General features: G+C 68.3%; 12 protein-coding genes. 6 read left to right on the top strand and 6 right to left on the bottom strand.

Going from position 1 to position 15,325, the window contains the following annotated elements; all coding sequences use genetic code 11:
• Positions 1-58: 58 nt before the first annotated feature.
• The 4 genes from ACIQZO_RS37760 to ACIQZO_RS37745 are packed head-to-tail and all read right to left on the bottom strand — an operon-like array spanning position 59 to position 8,635.
• Positions 59-784: a TIGR02679 domain-containing protein gene (locus ACIQZO_RS37760; protein WP_403635556.1), complete on the bottom strand. Its 726-nt coding sequence runs from the start codon at positions 782-784 to the stop codon at positions 59-61.
• Positions 781-5,787, bottom strand: coding sequence for an SbcC/MukB-like Walker B domain-containing protein (locus ACIQZO_RS37755; RefSeq protein WP_403635554.1), 5,007 nt, complete (start codon positions 5,785-5,787; stop codon positions 781-783). The genes ACIQZO_RS37760 and ACIQZO_RS37755 overlap by 4 nt, the downstream gene beginning before the upstream one ends.
• Positions 5,784-7,133 carry a DUF2398 family protein gene (locus ACIQZO_RS37750; RefSeq protein WP_403635552.1) on the bottom strand — a complete coding sequence of 450 codons (1,350 nt, stop codon included), beginning with the start codon at positions 7,131-7,133 and terminating at the stop codon, positions 5,784-5,786. The genes ACIQZO_RS37755 and ACIQZO_RS37750 overlap by 4 nt, the downstream gene beginning before the upstream one ends.
• Positions 7,130-8,635, bottom strand: a complete 1,506-nt coding sequence (locus tag ACIQZO_RS37745; RefSeq protein ID WP_403635550.1) for a DUF2397 family protein — start codon at positions 8,633-8,635, stop codon at positions 7,130-7,132. The genes ACIQZO_RS37750 and ACIQZO_RS37745 overlap by 4 nt, the downstream gene beginning before the upstream one ends.
• Positions 8,636-9,311: 676 nt before the next feature.
• On the opposite strand from ACIQZO_RS37745, the gene ACIQZO_RS37740 reads away from it, so the two are divergent.
• From ACIQZO_RS37740 to ACIQZO_RS37715, 6 genes are all read left to right on the top strand, one after another.
• Positions 9,312-9,851 carry a winged helix-turn-helix domain-containing protein gene (locus ACIQZO_RS37740; protein ID WP_403635548.1) on the top strand — a complete coding sequence of 180 codons (540 nt, stop codon included), beginning with the start codon at positions 9,312-9,314 and terminating at the stop codon, positions 9,849-9,851.
• Between the two features lie 92 nt (positions 9,852-9,943).
• Positions 9,944-10,126 (top strand): hypothetical protein, encoded by a 183-nt coding sequence (locus tag ACIQZO_RS37735; RefSeq protein WP_403635546.1) that lies wholly within the window; start codon positions 9,944-9,946, stop codon positions 10,124-10,126.
• Positions 10,126-10,371, top strand: coding sequence for a transposase (locus ACIQZO_RS37730; protein ID WP_403635544.1), 246 nt, complete (start codon positions 10,126-10,128; stop codon positions 10,369-10,371). Before ACIQZO_RS37735 ends, ACIQZO_RS37730 begins: the two co-directional genes overlap by 1 nt.
• 73 nt (positions 10,372-10,444) lie before the next feature.
• Complete coding sequence (locus ACIQZO_RS37725; RefSeq protein WP_403635542.1) at positions 10,445-10,987, top strand: hypothetical protein; 543 nt, start codon at positions 10,445-10,447, stop codon at positions 10,985-10,987.
• A 69-nt stretch (positions 10,988-11,056) separates the two neighbouring features.
• Complete coding sequence (locus ACIQZO_RS37720) at positions 11,057-12,586, top strand: ISKra4 family transposase (protein WP_403635540.1); 1,530 nt, start codon at positions 11,057-11,059, stop codon at positions 12,584-12,586.
• 73 nt (positions 12,587-12,659) lie between these two features.
• The gene (locus ACIQZO_RS37715) at positions 12,660-13,100 is read left to right on the top strand and encodes a GNAT family N-acetyltransferase (RefSeq protein WP_403635538.1); all 441 of its coding nucleotides are present in this window, start codon (positions 12,660-12,662) and stop codon (positions 13,098-13,100) included.
• 217 nt (positions 13,101-13,317) lie between these two features.
• On the opposite strand, the gene ACIQZO_RS37710 is transcribed toward ACIQZO_RS37715, so the two are convergent.
• Entirely contained in the window at positions 13,318-13,665 is a 348-nt protein-coding gene (locus ACIQZO_RS37710) for a MerR family transcriptional regulator (RefSeq protein ID WP_403635536.1), read from the bottom strand.
• 1,337 nt (positions 13,666-15,002) lie between these two features.
• Positions 15,003-15,290: a hypothetical protein gene (locus ACIQZO_RS37705; protein ID WP_403635534.1), complete on the bottom strand. Its 288-nt coding sequence runs from the start codon at positions 15,288-15,290 to the stop codon at positions 15,003-15,005.
• Between the last annotated feature and the right edge of the window lie 35 nt (positions 15,291-15,325).

Genomic DNA, 15,325 nt, shown 5'->3' with positions numbered 1-15,325 from the left:
GCTCACCTCGCCGACGGTAGAGACCGCTCCGCACCGTCACATCACAAACCCCTGCGGATCACCCCAACGAGGCACCCTCACAAGATCTGCACCCATCGGCGATGATGCCCTGCCCGAGTAGCAGCGTGCGTAGGTGATCAGGGCGGGATGGCTCCGGCTGGTTGGTGAGTTCGGCTATCGCAGAGATGAGGCGTTGGCCGGGCAGGGTGCCGAGGTCGAAGTAGTGGGGGTCGCCTGCATGGTCGTGGGCGAGTTTGGCCAGGGCGCGTGGTGGTGTGCTCGGCAATTTGCGGGTCAAGTCGGCCAGGGAGTCGATAAGGCGGCGTGTTTCTTCGACGGCGCCGTTCTCGAGGCCGGAGGATTTCATTCGTGCGCGTAGTTGCGGCAGGTGAGGGAGCCGGGTTTCGGCATACTGCCAGAGTTCCTGGCGGAGCGAGGCGGACCGGAGGCGGTGGTTCTTGCGGTTGACGACGCCTCGGCCGACAGCGCGCTCAACCAGCGGCTGCAGCGCTTCCACGGGCAAGCCGAGCACTGTGAGGAGAGCGCGCACCGGAACTCTGGTGCCGCCTGCGGAGGTCTGGGGTACACAGGTACGGCCGCTACGGCGCTGGGCGGTGGTATCGAGCCAGGACCGCAAGGCGGCCACCGCACCCGGCGTGAGGTCAGGCACGGTCACCGTGGCGATGTCGGCCGGGGCGCTCCCGGCGCTGAGGCGGTCGTGGACGGTCTGCCACAAGGGTGCGAGGTCGGGGTCAACGGCGATGAGGTGCGGGTCGGCTGTCACGGCGCGTCCGGGGACCGTGTAGGGGTGAGGTCGAGGGTGAGCGGCTGGGGTTCGCCGTGGCCTTGCCACAGCCAGGGCACGGTGACGCGGTGCCGGCCGGTGGTGACGACCTGGTGGATCACGGCGTGCTGGGTCTCTTTCTTGATCAGCGGGGTCATGAAGGGAGCGGTGGCCAGGACGTCGAAGTCCCAGGACCGCAGGAGTGCGAGGACTTGGCGCAGGTTGGGGTCGTCGAAGGCTGCGTCGATCTCGTCGATGGACAACAGGTGGGGTCCGCGGTAGCCGGTCGTGGAATACATCGACCAGGCGGCCGCAAGCAGTGGCAGCATGGTGGCCAGTCGTCGTTCGCCGGTGGACAAGGCTTCCAGTGGGTTGGAGCGGGGGGTGACTTCGCGGAACTTTTCTTTTCCTGCGGCTTCGAAGGATGCGTGGGTGACGGAGATTTTCCATTCGTGCCAGGTCCGGTAGTCGAAGGTGTGGGCGACCCGGTCGGGCCAGGGCTCGCCGGCCTTTTCGTTCATGCGCTGACGCAGAGCGTCGTACATCCGCTCGAAGGTCTCGTCGGACGGCGGCTGGTCAATCAGGTCCACCATTCGCTGGGCGTCCGGATCCTCGCGGACGGCCCAGGCGACTTGGACGCCGACGTCGGCGACGCCGGTGCGGACGCCGTCGAGGGTGGTGCGGATTTTGCCGACCAGGTCCCAAGCTGCTTGCCGGCGTAGTTGGATGTCGCGCTGCAGTCGGGTGAACAGACTGGTTTTGAGGGTCTTTTTGACATCGGCACGCAGGTCGTCTTCGAGCTGGGCGGCTGTGGCGTTGAGTGCCTGGACGGCGAGGTGGACGTCTTCTCCGCGTACGGCAGCCGGGTCGGCGACCACGGCACGCCGCCAGGGGGTGTCTTCGATGCTGATGAGGGTGACCTGCCGGTCGAAGCGGGCCAGGGCGGTGCTGGCGGTGCGGGCGCTGGTCTCAAGGGTGGTCATCTCCCGGTCGCGCTGTCGGGTCAAGGCGGTGAGGCGGTCTGTGCCGCCGGGCGCGTCGGTGAGTAGATGCCGTGCCCAGGTCAGTCCGGCAGTGAGGTTGGCGGGGCGGCCTGCGGGATCGGTGGGCACGTCGTCGGGTACCTCTGCCAGGCTCTCGTCAACTAGGAGGCCCAGGCGGCGCAGGCATGCGTCTCGGCTCTGTTCGGCGGTCTCACGCTGCGGGGCGATGGCTTCAAGAACGGCTCGTGCCGCAGCCGCCTCACGGTCGGCAACCTGCTGGACGCTCTGGAGCTCGACGGCGCGTTCTTCTGCCTTTTGCAGCGCTTGGGCGGCGGCTTCGCGGTGCATGACGAGTTCGGCGTACTCGGTGCCGTACAGGGTGCGCATTTCTGCGACGGTTGCGGCTTCTTCTTGAGCGCTTCGCAGAGTCCTGTCGGCTTCCTGCCGGGCGACTGTTAGGCGTTTGCGACGTGTCTCGGCGTCCTGCTGGTCGTCGTCCGCACGCTTGAGGAGGTCGATGACGCGGTGCGCCGCGTGATCCCAGGCATGAATGTGGCCTGCAAGGCCGGTGGCGGCGTTGCGGTGCGCTCGGAGCCGCTGTGGATCAGTGGGTAGAAGGGTGCCGTCGGGAAGGGTCGCGGCCCGGTTGAGTGTGCGCAGCGCCTCACTGACGGCTTGGCTTGCCTCTTGGTGGCGGTTTGTCGCTTTGATGGTGTCGGCGCGGGCCTGGGCCATGTCCCGTTCGGCTGCGTCTTCGCTCTGCTGGGCAAGGTCCACTGTCTCGAGGGCGTCACGGGGGAAGGCGGCCTGTTCCGTGTCAGCTGCATTCTGGGCGGCGGAGGCCTGCGCGTATGCCTCCTCACCGCGCCGGGCGGCAGCGGCCCGGTCGGTGCTGGCGGCTTCGGCGGCGGCTGCTGCTGCTTCGGCCCGCGTTTGCGCTTGCCGGGCGTGGTGGTGCTCGCGCTCGGCGACCTGGAGACGAGCGGTGCGTGTGGCCGCGGCGGCATCCAGTGCGGCCAGCGTGTTGTGCAGGGTCAGGCGGGCATCGGCCATGAGTTGAGTGGCGCGGCGCTCGGCGGCGTCGGCGCTCTGGCGCTGGCGGGCGGCATGAGCGCGGGCTTCCAGGAGCGGGGCGACTGTTGGGACGCGGTCGCGTTCGTCGTCCGCGTCGTGGATCGCCTGGCGGTGGCGGTCGCATTCGTCGCCTGCGGCGGCAAGAATGCTGTGGGCAGCAGCCAGCTCCCCCTCAAGGATTGCCACACGCTGCTGGCGTGCTGTCTCACGCGCAGTTCGGCCGATGTAGGACGCTTTGTAGCCGGCCGGAGCGCTGGCGATAAGGATCCCGTGTGCCAGCCTCCCGGTGGTCGACTGGTCACCTTCTGTGGTGTCCACGGTGATGGCGGCAAGGATGTCGTGCACCCTCTGGGCGTTGATTGTCGGGCTTGCTTCGACGACCAGCAGATCGGCGAGCGTGGTCCCAGGCGCCGCTTCGCCGGACGCAAAAGTGAGGTCGCCACTGACCAGGGCACCGTCGGGGGTGATGAGCGCATCGAGGAGGCCTGCGACGAGTAGCGCGCCCTCGAGCCGGTCCGCGTCGCCTGCCGACAGGCTGGGGGTGAAGTCGACAAGGGCCCACAGAGGAACTCCGTCATGCGGGGAGCGGCTACGCCAGGGCGGGGGTGGGGGAACCGGCGCCGCCTGGCGGCTTTCCTCAAGTTGATTCCGGACTTCGGTGACATGGACGGCGGCCGCTTGTACCTTCCGCTCCGCGGCGTCCACCCTGCGCTGCAGGCTCAGTGCAGCGTTGGCGTGCGCGCGGGCGACCGAGAGATCCAGTTCCGCCGGTTGCAGGGCGGCGAGCTCGGCGGCCGGACACGATACGTCGGGCAGGGGGATGTCTGTGGCGGCCAGATGGGTGAGCCCGGCCCGCCAGGCGTGAACGTCGAGGGCCCACTCACGGGCTGCTTGGACGGCTGCGCCTTCGGCACCACTGACCGCCCGACGGATGGCCTCACCTTCGCTCTGGGCATCGTCCTCGGCCTGCTGGTGCGTTACATGAGCCTGCGTGCGATGTGTCTCGTCCCTCTGGTTGTCGGCGCATGCCTGTTCCTCGGCCAGGTGGTGAGCGGCGGCGGCTTCGGCTGTGGCTGCCTGTGCAGCCGTGTGACCCTCGTGTGCCCCCTCTGCCCAGCGGGCTGCGGCCTGGGCGAGGGCGGCCGCGGTTGCGGTGGCCTGCTGGTGACCAGGCAGGTCGATCCGCGCCCGGGCGGCGTCCGCCGCCGTGGTGAGCCAGTCGGTGAGGCAGGCTGTGTCGATACGGTCGGCGCTGTCCTGAGCCGGGTCGGTCAGTCCGGTCGGGATCGGGGCCAGCAAGGGGGCGGTGTCCTGCCACGCCTGAAGGCGGGTGGCGAGTTCCTCTTCGGCATGCTGCCGACGCGCTGTGGTCTCGCGGGCCTCGTCGCGGCAGCTGTCCTCCTGTGTCTCGGCGCCGCGCCGTTCGTTCGAAGCGCTCCGCTCGGCTCCCTGCGCGTGCTGATGCCCACTCAGTGCATGTTCGATGTCTTGGATTTGGCGGATGCGGCTTTCGGACCAGGCCTGAGGGTGGCTTCGTAGCCGCTCCGTGTCGAGTGGCGCGTCGGCAGCATGTCGGGCCGCGGTGAGAGCCTTGGACGCGGCCAGGAGGTTTTCGAACGCGGCTTGCGCCCCGAGGTCTGTGACGCTGGTGCGCACGCCGTCGGTGAGCCTGTCGAGCTGCTGCTGTGCGGCCTGGGCGTCGCTACGGCTGCTGTCGGCCTTGTCTTCAGCCGTCTGGGCGTCACCTGTGGCTTCCTCGGCCCGGGTGGCGGCGGCTTCGGCTTCGGCGGCAAGATCGCGGGCGCGTTGTTCCTTGTGCGGCAGGTCCGCTCCGGCGTGGTCACGTAGAAGCAGCTCGTCTGCTGCCAGGCGTCCCTTGTGCTGGGAGATGTCGGTCTGCACCTGCGTACGCTGCCGTTCGGCATCCTGGTGTGCGGTCTCGGCTGTGTTGAGCTGATCGGTGGCTTCCCTGGTGCGGCGGGCCTGGTTGTCGAATTCGGTGTTGGCCGCGGTCAGCCTTGCGGCTTCGGTCTGGGCGAGGGTCTTGAGGTATCGGCGGTAGTTGCGGTCGGTGGCCTGCAGCAGGGTGGCTTCCTTGCGGGTGCGCTCCAATTTGCCTTCGAGTTCGGCGATGCGTTCCATCGCCTCGGCGATGAGCGTGAGGTTCTCGGTGTCGAGGGCCGGCAGGGCATCGGTGAGGACCTGGCGCATGCGTGTGGGGGAGATGCCCTCGGCGGTCCGCAGACTGCGCAGGCTGCGCAGAACGGCGAGCAGTGCTTCGAACTGGACTTCGTTGAGTGGAGCGAAGAGCTGGCTGCGGATGGCCTTCCGGTAGGACCGTTCGTCCGCGAGGGTGAGCTGTGTGACCTGGCCGCGCAAGGCCCTGGAGTCGGTGAACAGCTCGCCTTGGCAGCTCGCCAGTTGGCTGGCGAGAGCCTCCAGGCGTACGGGTTCGCGGTCCGTTTCGAGGGTGAGGTCGGTACCCACTCGCCCTCGGGCGATGAAGAAGGCCCGGTGCAAGGTGCCTCCGGTGGCCCTCAGCCACAGGCCGGTGGTCATGTGCTCGGTAGCGCCGCTTGCGGTATCGCGCAGCCCGTACTCGAGCCACCAGATGCCGGTGCGGTCTTCACGGTCGTTCCAGTCAGTGTGGCGGCTGGTGAGGGTACCTGCCGCTTTCCCTGAGACCGAGAGGGCGGTTTGTGAGGTGTCTGCGTCCAGCAGAACGGTGATCAGCATGGAGGCGGTGAGGGACTTGCCGGAACCGTTCGGGCCGACGAGAGCCAGCCAGCCGTTGGAGAACCAGAGGTGTTCTTCGGCCCAGGCCCACGAGTTGACAATGCCGGCGCGGGTCGGCTGCCAGCGGTCCTGCGCACCGGGTACGCCCAGGGCCAGTTCACCTGCGGCTGAGGGGCCGAGGTGATGCGTGGGGTGTTCGGCGATGCTCATCCTTCATCTCCTTGGCGGGGCGAGGGCAGGGGGTCGAGACCGCTGTTGGGTTCGGGGAGGGGCTTCTGCTCGCTGAGGGGTGCGGGGGTGGTCGCCGCCGGGTTGGCGCGGGCCTCGGTGGCCGGGGCGGGCTGGTGGACGCGGACGCGCCACAGGTGCACCCCGGGGGTGGGCTGCCACTGGTCGGGGTTCTCGGGGTCGGGTGCCAGCAGGCCCACGCTGACCAGTTCTGCGGCCGCGGCGCGGGCCAGGGCGGGCATGCGGTCGTAGGAGGCCGCCCAGCGGGGCAGGTCCGCTCGTACGCGGGTGAACAGGTCGGATGCTTCGGCGAGTGGCAGCGGGGCAGCAGGGTCGTCACGGTCCGGAAGAGCGGCCAGAAGGGCGAGCGCCGCCTGGCGTTCCATGCGGCGACCGTTGGGGAAGTCCACGGCGCTGGCCTGGCCGGTGGGGTCGGTGATCTGCCAGCAGTCCCGGCGCACTGTGGCGGACAGGCCCAGGGCGGCAACGACATTCAGGGCGCGCTCGCGTCCGGTCAGACTGTGAAGGTAGGCGGTGGTGTCGGCGTCGTCATCGAGCGGGTCTGTGACGGGGTCGTCGATGAGGCGGCGGATGGCTTTGAGGCGTCGCTGTTCCACGGTGGGTGCGGTGTCCAGAGCCTCGGAAGTGTGGTCCATGAGCGACTCGGCCGAGAGGGCGGCGGCGTGCTCTTCGGGCGGCAGGCCGCCCAGTTCGAGCAAGGTGGGTGACAGGGAGGAGAATTTGGCGGCCAGGCGGTCGCGGGAGGCGGAGACGACCAGGTCGCCGTCTTCGTCGGCCAGAGCGCGGTCGAGGTCGGCGTCGACGCTGATCGTGCCTTCCTCGACGAGCAGCTTGAGTGCGTCGGCGAGGCTCAGACGGTTCGCTCTGGCTTCCTTCTTGCTGACGTCGTGCGAGGCAACGACGGGAAAGCGAGGCAGACGCCCGTTGTTGGCTTCGGCCGCGCAGACCTGCGCGATGGCCTGCACGAGTTCCCTGAGACTCATCCGGGGACGGCGCCACAGTTGCTCGCATGCCAGGCACGCGAGGATCATCACCAGCGTGGGAGCTTGGGAATGCCGGTCGCGGACGAGCAGGGGCCCACGGCCGGCCGGAACATCGCTGCGGCGCTTGTGGAGGCGGACCAGGCTTGCGACCTCGTGGAGTTCCATCGTCCAGCCCAGTTCGGTTCGAAAGAACTCAGCAAGGTCTTCATGGCCTTTGACGGCCGCCTGGTACTGCTCGGGGTCACTCTCAGCCCTGAGCCGTCCAGTCGCGATCAGCTGGCGGGCGCTTGCGCCCAGGTCCGCGTCGAGCAGAGCGGGGTTCATGCCACCCTCCAGGACTCTTGGGCCGTGTGGGCCGCCGACTGCGTCTGCGCTGTGGGGCTCTGGCCGAGCGGTGCGACGGACACCCTGAGGTCAGGTCCGGACAGGCGGCCTTCCGCGAGTTCGACCGTGATGGTGGTGTGCGGCTGGCCGGGGCGAACCGTCACCTGCAGACCCGCGTCGTCGATGTCGGCCTGCCCGTACCCCTTAGCGGGGTGGTAGTGGCTGAGCGCGACCTCCACGGCCTTGAGTAGTACGGCTGCGGCGTCTGAGGGCAGCCCTGCAAAGTGATCAAGGCCGACCTCTCCGCCTGTGGCCAGGAGTCCTGTCATATGGCGGCGGCGTCGCGCGGCCTCTTGTGCCTGCGCGTGGGCAGCGGTGCGCCCGGCGGTGGTGTCGGGGACCTTGCGGGGGCGGCCTGTGGTGGGTCCGTGCCGTTCGTGTTCGCGCAAGGTGACCTCTACAACGTGGCGGCTGGCACCCGCCTGGGCCTGCGTGCCGTGTGCGACGTCTTCCTCACTGGCGCGGACGACGGCGTGCCAGGCTGGCCAGTCCCCGAACGCAGCCGCGTATACCCGGCGGGCTTCGCCTTCGTCAGGCTGGCGGTGGAGACTGTAAGCCAGAGCCCTGAAGTCAGCCCCCAGGTCGCTACCGCGCCGGCGGGCCATGTACCGGCGGTCGATGGCAACCAGCAGTGTGTGGACGGCTCCGCCGGCCGAGCTGATGAGCCGGTGCACGGTGCCGTCCGCCTTGAACCATGCCTCCAGGTCCGTGAGGCGCCGGACGCGTTCGTCGATCCAGTGCTGCTGGTCGGCTGCGTCCACAAGCCCAGCGTGCTTGGCGGCGATCTCAGCCGTCCGGGAGTAGCCAGCCTCACGCAGCTCGTCCAGTGCCGCCTCGACTCGTAGCAGGCCTCGGCCGTATTCGCGGGGGAACTGACGCAGTGCTTCGATCACCCGGTCCCGGTTCTCGCCGAACACCTCGTTGTCGGTGACGTCAGACTGCACCATCTTCGCGAGAGCGGCGTAGAAATCTGCTGTCACTCGCTGCAGTTCGTCGATCCGGGTACGGACGTCCTCCATGTCGCCCGGGAGCAAGCCGTGGTCGGTGTCCAGGTGGCCGAGGATGCTGCGCAGCGTTCGCTCCACCCCGTCGAGAAGCCGGCCGGGCAGCTGCAGGGCCCGCGAAACGTCGACGACCGCCGCGCGAGCGGCTGCGACGACACTGCGCCCTCGTCGGGTCAGAGCCCAGGCTTCCTGTCGCTCCACCAGGCCTTGAAGGCTGCGGACGGGGGCCGCGTAGTCGCGGAAGGGCTCGGCAAGTTCTTTCTTGACCAGGTGGTCCAGGCAGGCGCGTAGCTCCGGCTCAGGCAGCGGGTCGTGGTAGCCCACGCTCTTGAGCTGTGCGGTGATGTCCCCCAGTGTGGCCATGGGCCCGCGGGTGGACAGCTCCTCCAAAGCAGCGAGTAGTGCAAGGTATCGCTCGCGCACGATGTCCTCGGGCATTCCGAGGAGGTACCAGTCCCCCGGCACAACGTCTTGCCACCACATCCGTGGTTGTGACACGCACTGCCCCCAACTCGCTCGCGCTTCGCCGCCCTGCAGGCGGAATTACCCGGTCTCCGGCAGACAACGATGAAGATCGCGTTGTCCGGTGTCGGCGTTTTCGAAGCTAGCCAAGGCCACTGACATCCCCGCCTCTCAACCAGCGAAATGAGGCTTCCCCCGGACCTCCGATATGTCTTGATTCACACTTCTCATCAAACCCAGCAAGATCGCGAAGGTAGGCTTCACACACCCCTGTTCACCATGGAGCACTGACATGAGAGCGGCATAGCAACCACTCTGACGTGGCCTTTTCCCTACGTCTGGCTCCACATCGAACCTCTGACTCAGTGGCCTTGATCAAAGAATCGGACCGCCACGCCGATTCGCAAGCACGATCCCGAGGGGCTCTTTTAAGTCGTCTCACATTGATCGCCCTCATCAAAACAGACACGCAGAATAGGGGAACTAGTGTCCTAATTCCGGCCACATTCTTCGTACATTTGATTCATTAAAATAGTCCGGAGGCAGCATCATGGCCGGCGCAAGCGGACTCTTCAGCAGCTACTGAACTTGATTGGGTGATGTCGGGGCTGTTTGCCTGACAGCGTCCGGACCGTTCCGGTAGCTCTGGGCTGTGAGGTACGCGCAGGACGGCGGCTTGACCGACGCCGAGAGGGCCGCACGGGAGCGGATCCGGCTGCAGGCCGTGGAACGCTTCGAGGGCGGGGAGAAGAACCGGCAGATCGCGGCCGTGCTGCGGGTGAGCGAGCGGTCGGTGGAGCGATGGCGTCGGCAGTGGCGGGAAGGCGGCCAGGGCGAGGTCCGCTCGAAGGGCTCTCCAGGCCGCCCTCGACTGAGCGAGAGACAAGTAGCAAGACTTGAGCGGGAGTTAGAGCGGGGCCCGCTGGCCCACGGCTGGGCGGATCAGCGGTGGACGCTGGCCCGGGTGAAGACGCTGATCGGCCGCCTGTTCCACGTCACCTACACGGTGGAGGGAACGTGGCGGCTGCTCAAGCGTCACGGCTGGTCCTGGCAGCAGCCGGCCCGCCGGGCGATCGAGCGCGACGATGAGGCCGTCGAACTGTGGAAGAAGGAGGTCTGGCCGCGGGTAAAAGCACCGCGGCGGCTCGCGGGGCCTGGATCGTCTTCGAGGACGAGGCCGGGCAGTCGCTGAGACCGCCGCGCGCCAAGACCTGGGGCCGGATAGGCCGGACCCCGGTCGTTCGCGTCCGAGCACGGGGCTCCGGCCGGGTCTCGATGGCCGGGATGACGTGCTTCAGGCAGGGCCAGCGGTCCCGGATGTTCTACAGCTTTCACGTCTACCGGGGCCGAAAGGATGAGCCCAAGGGCTTCACCTGGCGGGACTACCGCGACCTGTTCGTCCGCGCGCACACCCACAGCTCGATGCTCCGGTCGTACTTGTCTGGGACAACCTCCGCGCTCACCTGATGCCGCAGATGAGGGCGTTCATCGAGGCGAACGCTGACTGGCTGACGGTCTTCCAGTTCCCCTCCTACGCACCCGACCTCAACCCTCAGGAAGGCATCTGGTCGCTGGTCAAACGGACCATCGGCAACCTCGCCGCCGCCAACCTCGACCAGCTGGCCAGGACCGTGAAGCGAAGCCTCAAGCAGATCCAGTACCGGCCGCACCTGATCGACGGAGGGTGCAGTTCCTTTGAAGGGAAACGCTGAGCTGGGAGAACGCTGATCGGGGGTGTGTTCGGGGCTTCTCGTCTCTACCGTGGTGGTGGAGGAGGGGTAGCGAATGGGCTCGCTGTTCGAGGAGTTGGAAGCCCGCGAGGCTGCCGCCCGGGTTCGGGTGGAAGAGCTGGAAGCCGAGATCGCTGAGCTGTCCGGGAGGCTGGAGCTGGCCCGGGAGGTGCTGGAGCGTCTGCGGATCGCGCGGGAGACGGTCGCCGAAGTGCTCGCGGAGATGAGCCCGAAGGTGCCCGCGGCGGCGGTCGATGCCGGACAGGCGCCTGCGGGCGAGCGGGTGGCGTCGGCGTATGCGGGGGCCGAACGGCAGGTCATCGGGGTGCTGACCGTGCCGAACTGGCAGCCCGGGATGATGCCGGCTGTGCTGCCGTCGGTGTACCGCGACATCGTGGAGGTGGTGGCGGATGCACCGGGGCCGGTCCGCGCCAAGCAGATCGTGCCGAGGATCGGGCTGTCGGCCGAGACGGGGAAGATCGAGGGCACCCGGTCGAAGCTGAAGCGGCTGGTCGAGCGGGGCTGGCTGGACGAGGACACCCCCGGCATGTTTACCCCGGCCCGCCACCGGACGGCCGCTTCACCCAACTCCCGCTGACAACAGGGCTCTTCCGCCTACATTCGAAGGTGCGACCCAATCGGATGCAGGACAGGAAGAGCCCCGGAGATGAAACCGTACGACACTCATGCCACCGCTGACCCCTTTGCCCGCTCGGTCAGCGCCTTCGAGACGCTGATGTGCACCCTGTCGGGCGGCGATGCGAGCGCGTGGAGCCACGCCGAGCTGGAAGAACACCTCGACGCGGCCGGGCGGGAGCTGTTACGGCAGCTGCTGCAAGACCATCTGGACCTGCGCGCGATGCGCGAAGCGGAACAGGCCCGGGCCGGTAGCAGGCCCCTCGTGGTGGGGCCGGAGGGACGAGCCCGGCCCTGGCGGGAGACGGGACACTCGCGTTGGCTGGCCAGCATCTTCGGGCTGGTCCGCGTCACGCGGGTCGCTCATCAGGGCCCGGGCGTCGGCAACGTCCACCCCGCCGACGCCGCGCTGTCGCTGCCGGCGGGCCGGCACTCGATGGGCCTGCGCCGGCTCGCGGTCACCGAAGCCGTGCGCGGCTCGTTCGACCAGGCTCAGCAGGCGGTCGAGCGTCGCTGCGGGAAGGTGCTGGGCAAACGCCGGCTCGAAGAACTGGTGGTCGCGGCCGCGGTCGACGCCGGCGCCTTCTACCAGGCCCGGATCCCGGTCCCGTGCAGTCGGTGGATGCCGCTGGTGGTCCAGGTGGACGGCAAGGGTGTGGTCATGCGGCCCGAGGCTCTGCGGGAGGCCACCCGCAGAGCCGCCGCGAAGGCTGCGGCCGGTGGCCATCGCGGTCGGCTCGCTCCGGGCGAGAAGCCGAACCGGAAGCGGATGGCGACCGTGGCCTGCGTCTTCGATACCCGTCCGGCCCCCAGGCGGCCCCACGACGTGATCCATCCGCCTGGCGGCCGCAGCGGCGAACGCCGGGTCCGCCCGGGTCCGAGGGCCGAGAACAAATGGTGCACCGCCTCCCTGGTCCGCCCGCCCGAGCAGGTCATCGCCGACGCGTTCGACCAGGCTCAGGCACGCGACCCGAAGCATCTGCGGCCGTGGATCGTCCTCGTCGACGGCGCCCGTCACCAGCTCGGTCTGATCACCGCCGAGGCCGGCCGGCGCGGCGTCACGGTGCACGTGCTGCTGGACTTCGTGCACGTCGCCGAGTACGTCTGGGCCGCGGCCCACGCCTTCCACAAGCCCGGCACCACCGAGGCCGAAGCCTGGGCCGCCGACCATCTGACCGCGATCCTCGCAGGCCACGCCTCCCGCACAGCCGACCAGATGACCGCCCAAGCCGACCGGGAACACCTGTCGGCCACCCGCCGTGAGGCCGTCGACGCCTGCCACCGCTACCTGACCGGTCACCTCGACCAGCTCCGCTACGACACGGCGCTCGACAGCGGGTGGCCGATCGCCACGGGCGCGGTCGAAGGCGCCTGCCGTCATCTGATCGCCGACCGCCTCGACATCACCGGCGCCCGCTGGGGCCTGGACGGGGCCGAAGCCGTCCTACGGCTCCGCGCGGTCGTCGCCAACGGCGACCTCGACTCCTACTGGCACTTCCACGCCGCCCGCGAGCACCAGCGCCTCTACCCCACCCCCGCACCGCACGACCTCACGGCCTGATCAGGGACTTCCCGAAGAGCTAGACGCGCCCGACAGTATTGACGTCCGAGGCGTCTTCAGGTCTCCTGCTGCGATGTCTGATCTTCACATCCAGCAGCCGGACAGCGACGCCACGCTCAAAGACTGGCAGTACGCCCACAACGTGATCATTTCGACCCACGCCCTCTCACTGGACGAGGTACGGGAACGTTCCCAGCGCCACCACCTGGAGATCGCGTATCTCGATGACGGTCTCGTGGGCTGCAGCACCGTGCGCCCGCCGACGGACGAAACACTGACCGCCACGGTCATCGCCCGCGTGCTTACCACTCACCGCAGGCGGGGTTTCGGCGAGGAACTCTATGCTCGCGGGCTCAACCGGGCCCTCGAGCTGGGAGCAGAGGTGATCGAGACCGTCGTCCTGTCCTCCAACGAGGACGGACTGCGATTCGCGCTGAAGCACGGCTTCGTCGAGACCGAGCGATACCTGCTGCCCGGAGACACCGTTCCCTGGATCGACTTGCGGCTCTCCTGACTGATCCAATGGGGCCTCACGCACATTCCCTCCAGAGGAGCCGCACCCACTCTCCGGAGCACGCGATCACACGGACGCCGTCACCCTCGTCCGGAAGTACCAGGACATCTTGTTCCACGGCTTTCCGGGCTTTCCTTGATCGGGTAATCGGGGTATGTGGAAGAGCCGATGTGGGGATTCTCCACACCGGCTCGTGAAGGTGCGTGAGGGCGTCCGGTCAGGCCGCGGCCCGCCGTCGCGCCGGCGCCGCGGCGGTGGCGGCCTGCTGGTGCTCGGCGTTGACGCGCTGAGCCTCTTCGAGCTGGTCTTCGAGGATGCCGATCCGGCAGGCCGCCTCGACGGGCGTGCCGTGGTCGACGAGTTCACGGGCGCGGGCGGCGATGCGCAGCTGGTAGCGGGAGTAACGCCGGTGGCCGCCCGGCGAGCGGAGCGGGGTGATCAGGCGGTGCTCGCCGATCGCGCGGAGGAAGCTCTGGGTGGTGCCGAGCATGTCGGCGGCCCGGCCCATCGTGTAGGCGGGGAAGTCATCGTCATCGAGACGGTCAAGCATGTCGCCTGTGGTCATTTCGCCTCTCTGTGGACCATGCGGAGGGGCCCTGGTGCCTATGGCACCAGGGCCCCGAAGGAACTGCTACACCATCTGCCGGCCCTGGTACTGCGCCGGCCTACTTACTCCGCCTGCCCGACCTGAGCTGCGTCGGGGTGCGGGGATCGCGGTTGCTCGACCGGAGACCACCTCACAAACGATGTCCTGCGGTACCCGGACTCAGACCTCGGCCCGGGCGATCCTGATGGCGCCGAATCCCTCCGTTCATCCCTCGGATGATCAACTACCTACCACTGGGAACTGCTGTAATGCCAACTACTGGTACTGCGAACTGCGGATACTGCTCCACTCGATACAGCTGGTACTACTCGTGACCTGACCAAGCGCCACCCTTCCGGCAGCCAGCCCCGTCGCCCGTCCTACATCTCTCTGGCTTGGAACCCCACTGCCGCCTCTCGGCATACGCGCCCACCATCGACGCCATCACCGAGGAACCGCTCACTCAACTTCACTGCCGGTGACCTCACCCAGCGCCACCCTTCCGGCAGCCAGCCCCGTCGCCCATCGTGCATCTGCTCTGGCTTAGAACCCCACTACCGGACTTCCCGATGCGCGCGCCCGCAGCCGACGCCTTCACCAGGGGTACCGCCCACTGAACTTCACTGCTGGGTACTGCGAACTGCTCGTGGCCTGTCCGAGCGCCACGCCTCCGGCAGCCAGCCCCGTCGCCCGTCCTGCGTCCGCTCTGGCTTAGAACCCCACTGCCGAACCTCCCGGTACGGACGCCCACCATCAGCGTCCTACCGAGGTACTGCCACTGCGAACTACTGGTACTGCACCACTGCGTTAACTGCTGGTACTGCCGGTGGTGGCCCCTGATGACTGCGGGCCACCCGGTCCGGTGACCAGTCCCGTCGCCGACCTGCACAAACGCTGGCTTCGACACTCCACCACCGCACCGCCATACGGGTACTTCCTGTACTGCTGCCCGGCAGTTCATCTCTGCCAGGCCCTACGGTCTCTCTGGGCTACGAGAGAAACCATAACCACACCACCCGTCAATGTCTACTCCGGCCGACACAGGTTTTCGCGCGGTGGGCGGAGAGGTAATCGAACCCCGCGCAGGACGCCGTACGCCTCGGCAGCCGACGGGCCGCGGCAGCAGGGGGCTCCGAAGCAAGGGCGCCGCACAGCCCCCGGGGCGCGGACTCCGGAGCCGGATACCGCTGGGGGTTTCGGCCCGGCGCAGGCGGCTACGGTCACGGAAGGGAACATCAACTGCGGGGGAAGCCATGACCGAGCCCGACCACCCGTCACAGCCGACCACGGCAGCCCGTGACCGTCTGCCGGGCCTTTCAGCCCTGACCAGAGAGAGGGGTCCGCAATTCCAGCACGCGCAACGCGGCTCGTGCTGCCTCTCCTCCTTCCGTCTGTGCCAGCGCCTTCAACATGTCGCGGTCTGCGGCCTTGGCCCGGCGCCGCTCGGTCACCGTGGTGAGGGCCGGGTCGTATTCAGGCCGGGGTTCGCCCGGCAAGGCGCGCGTGGAGTGGCCAGCGCGGTAGCCGGTCTCCGCCTCCAGCACGTGCTCAGCCCGCAGCCGTGCCCGTTTCAGCTGGTCCTCGCTCAGGTCGGTCTTCAACACCTGCCCGCGTTGCCGCAGGAGTTGTTCTCCCACCG

Origin of the sequence: Streptomyces sp. NPDC097617 (genome assembly GCF_044761485.1) — a bacterium.
GTDB lineage: Bacteria > Actinomycetota > Actinomycetes > Streptomycetales > Streptomycetaceae > Streptomyces.
Note: the sequence above shows the minus strand (reverse complement) of the source record. Positions and strands in the feature narration are given on the sequence as shown.

Coding starts and splice junctions, on each gene's coding strand:
- ACIQZO_RS37730 (WP_403635544.1), top strand. CDS start 10,126: ATGCCGCAGATGAGGGCGTTCATCGAGGCGAACGCTGACTGGCTGACG.
- ACIQZO_RS37750 (WP_403635552.1), bottom strand. CDS start 7,133: ATGAACCCCGCTCTGCTCGACGCGGACCTGGGCGCAAGCGCCCGCCAG.
- ACIQZO_RS37725 (WP_403635542.1), top strand. CDS start 10,445: ATGGGCTCGCTGTTCGAGGAGTTGGAAGCCCGCGAGGCTGCCGCCCGG.
- ACIQZO_RS37710 (WP_403635536.1), bottom strand. CDS start 13,665: ATGACCACAGGCGACATGCTTGACCGTCTCGATGACGATGACTTCCCC.
- ACIQZO_RS37745 (WP_403635550.1), bottom strand. CDS start 8,635: ATGCCCGAGGACATCGTGCGCGAGCGATACCTTGCACTACTCGCTGCT.
- ACIQZO_RS37755 (WP_403635554.1), bottom strand. CDS start 5,787: ATGAGCATCGCCGAACACCCCACGCATCACCTCGGCCCCTCAGCCGCA.
- ACIQZO_RS37735 (WP_403635546.1), top strand. CDS start 9,944: ATGACGTGCTTCAGGCAGGGCCAGCGGTCCCGGATGTTCTACAGCTTT.
- ACIQZO_RS37715 (WP_403635538.1), top strand. CDS start 12,660: ATGTCTGATCTTCACATCCAGCAGCCGGACAGCGACGCCACGCTCAAA.
- ACIQZO_RS37720 (WP_403635540.1), top strand. CDS start 11,057: ATGAAACCGTACGACACTCATGCCACCGCTGACCCCTTTGCCCGCTCG.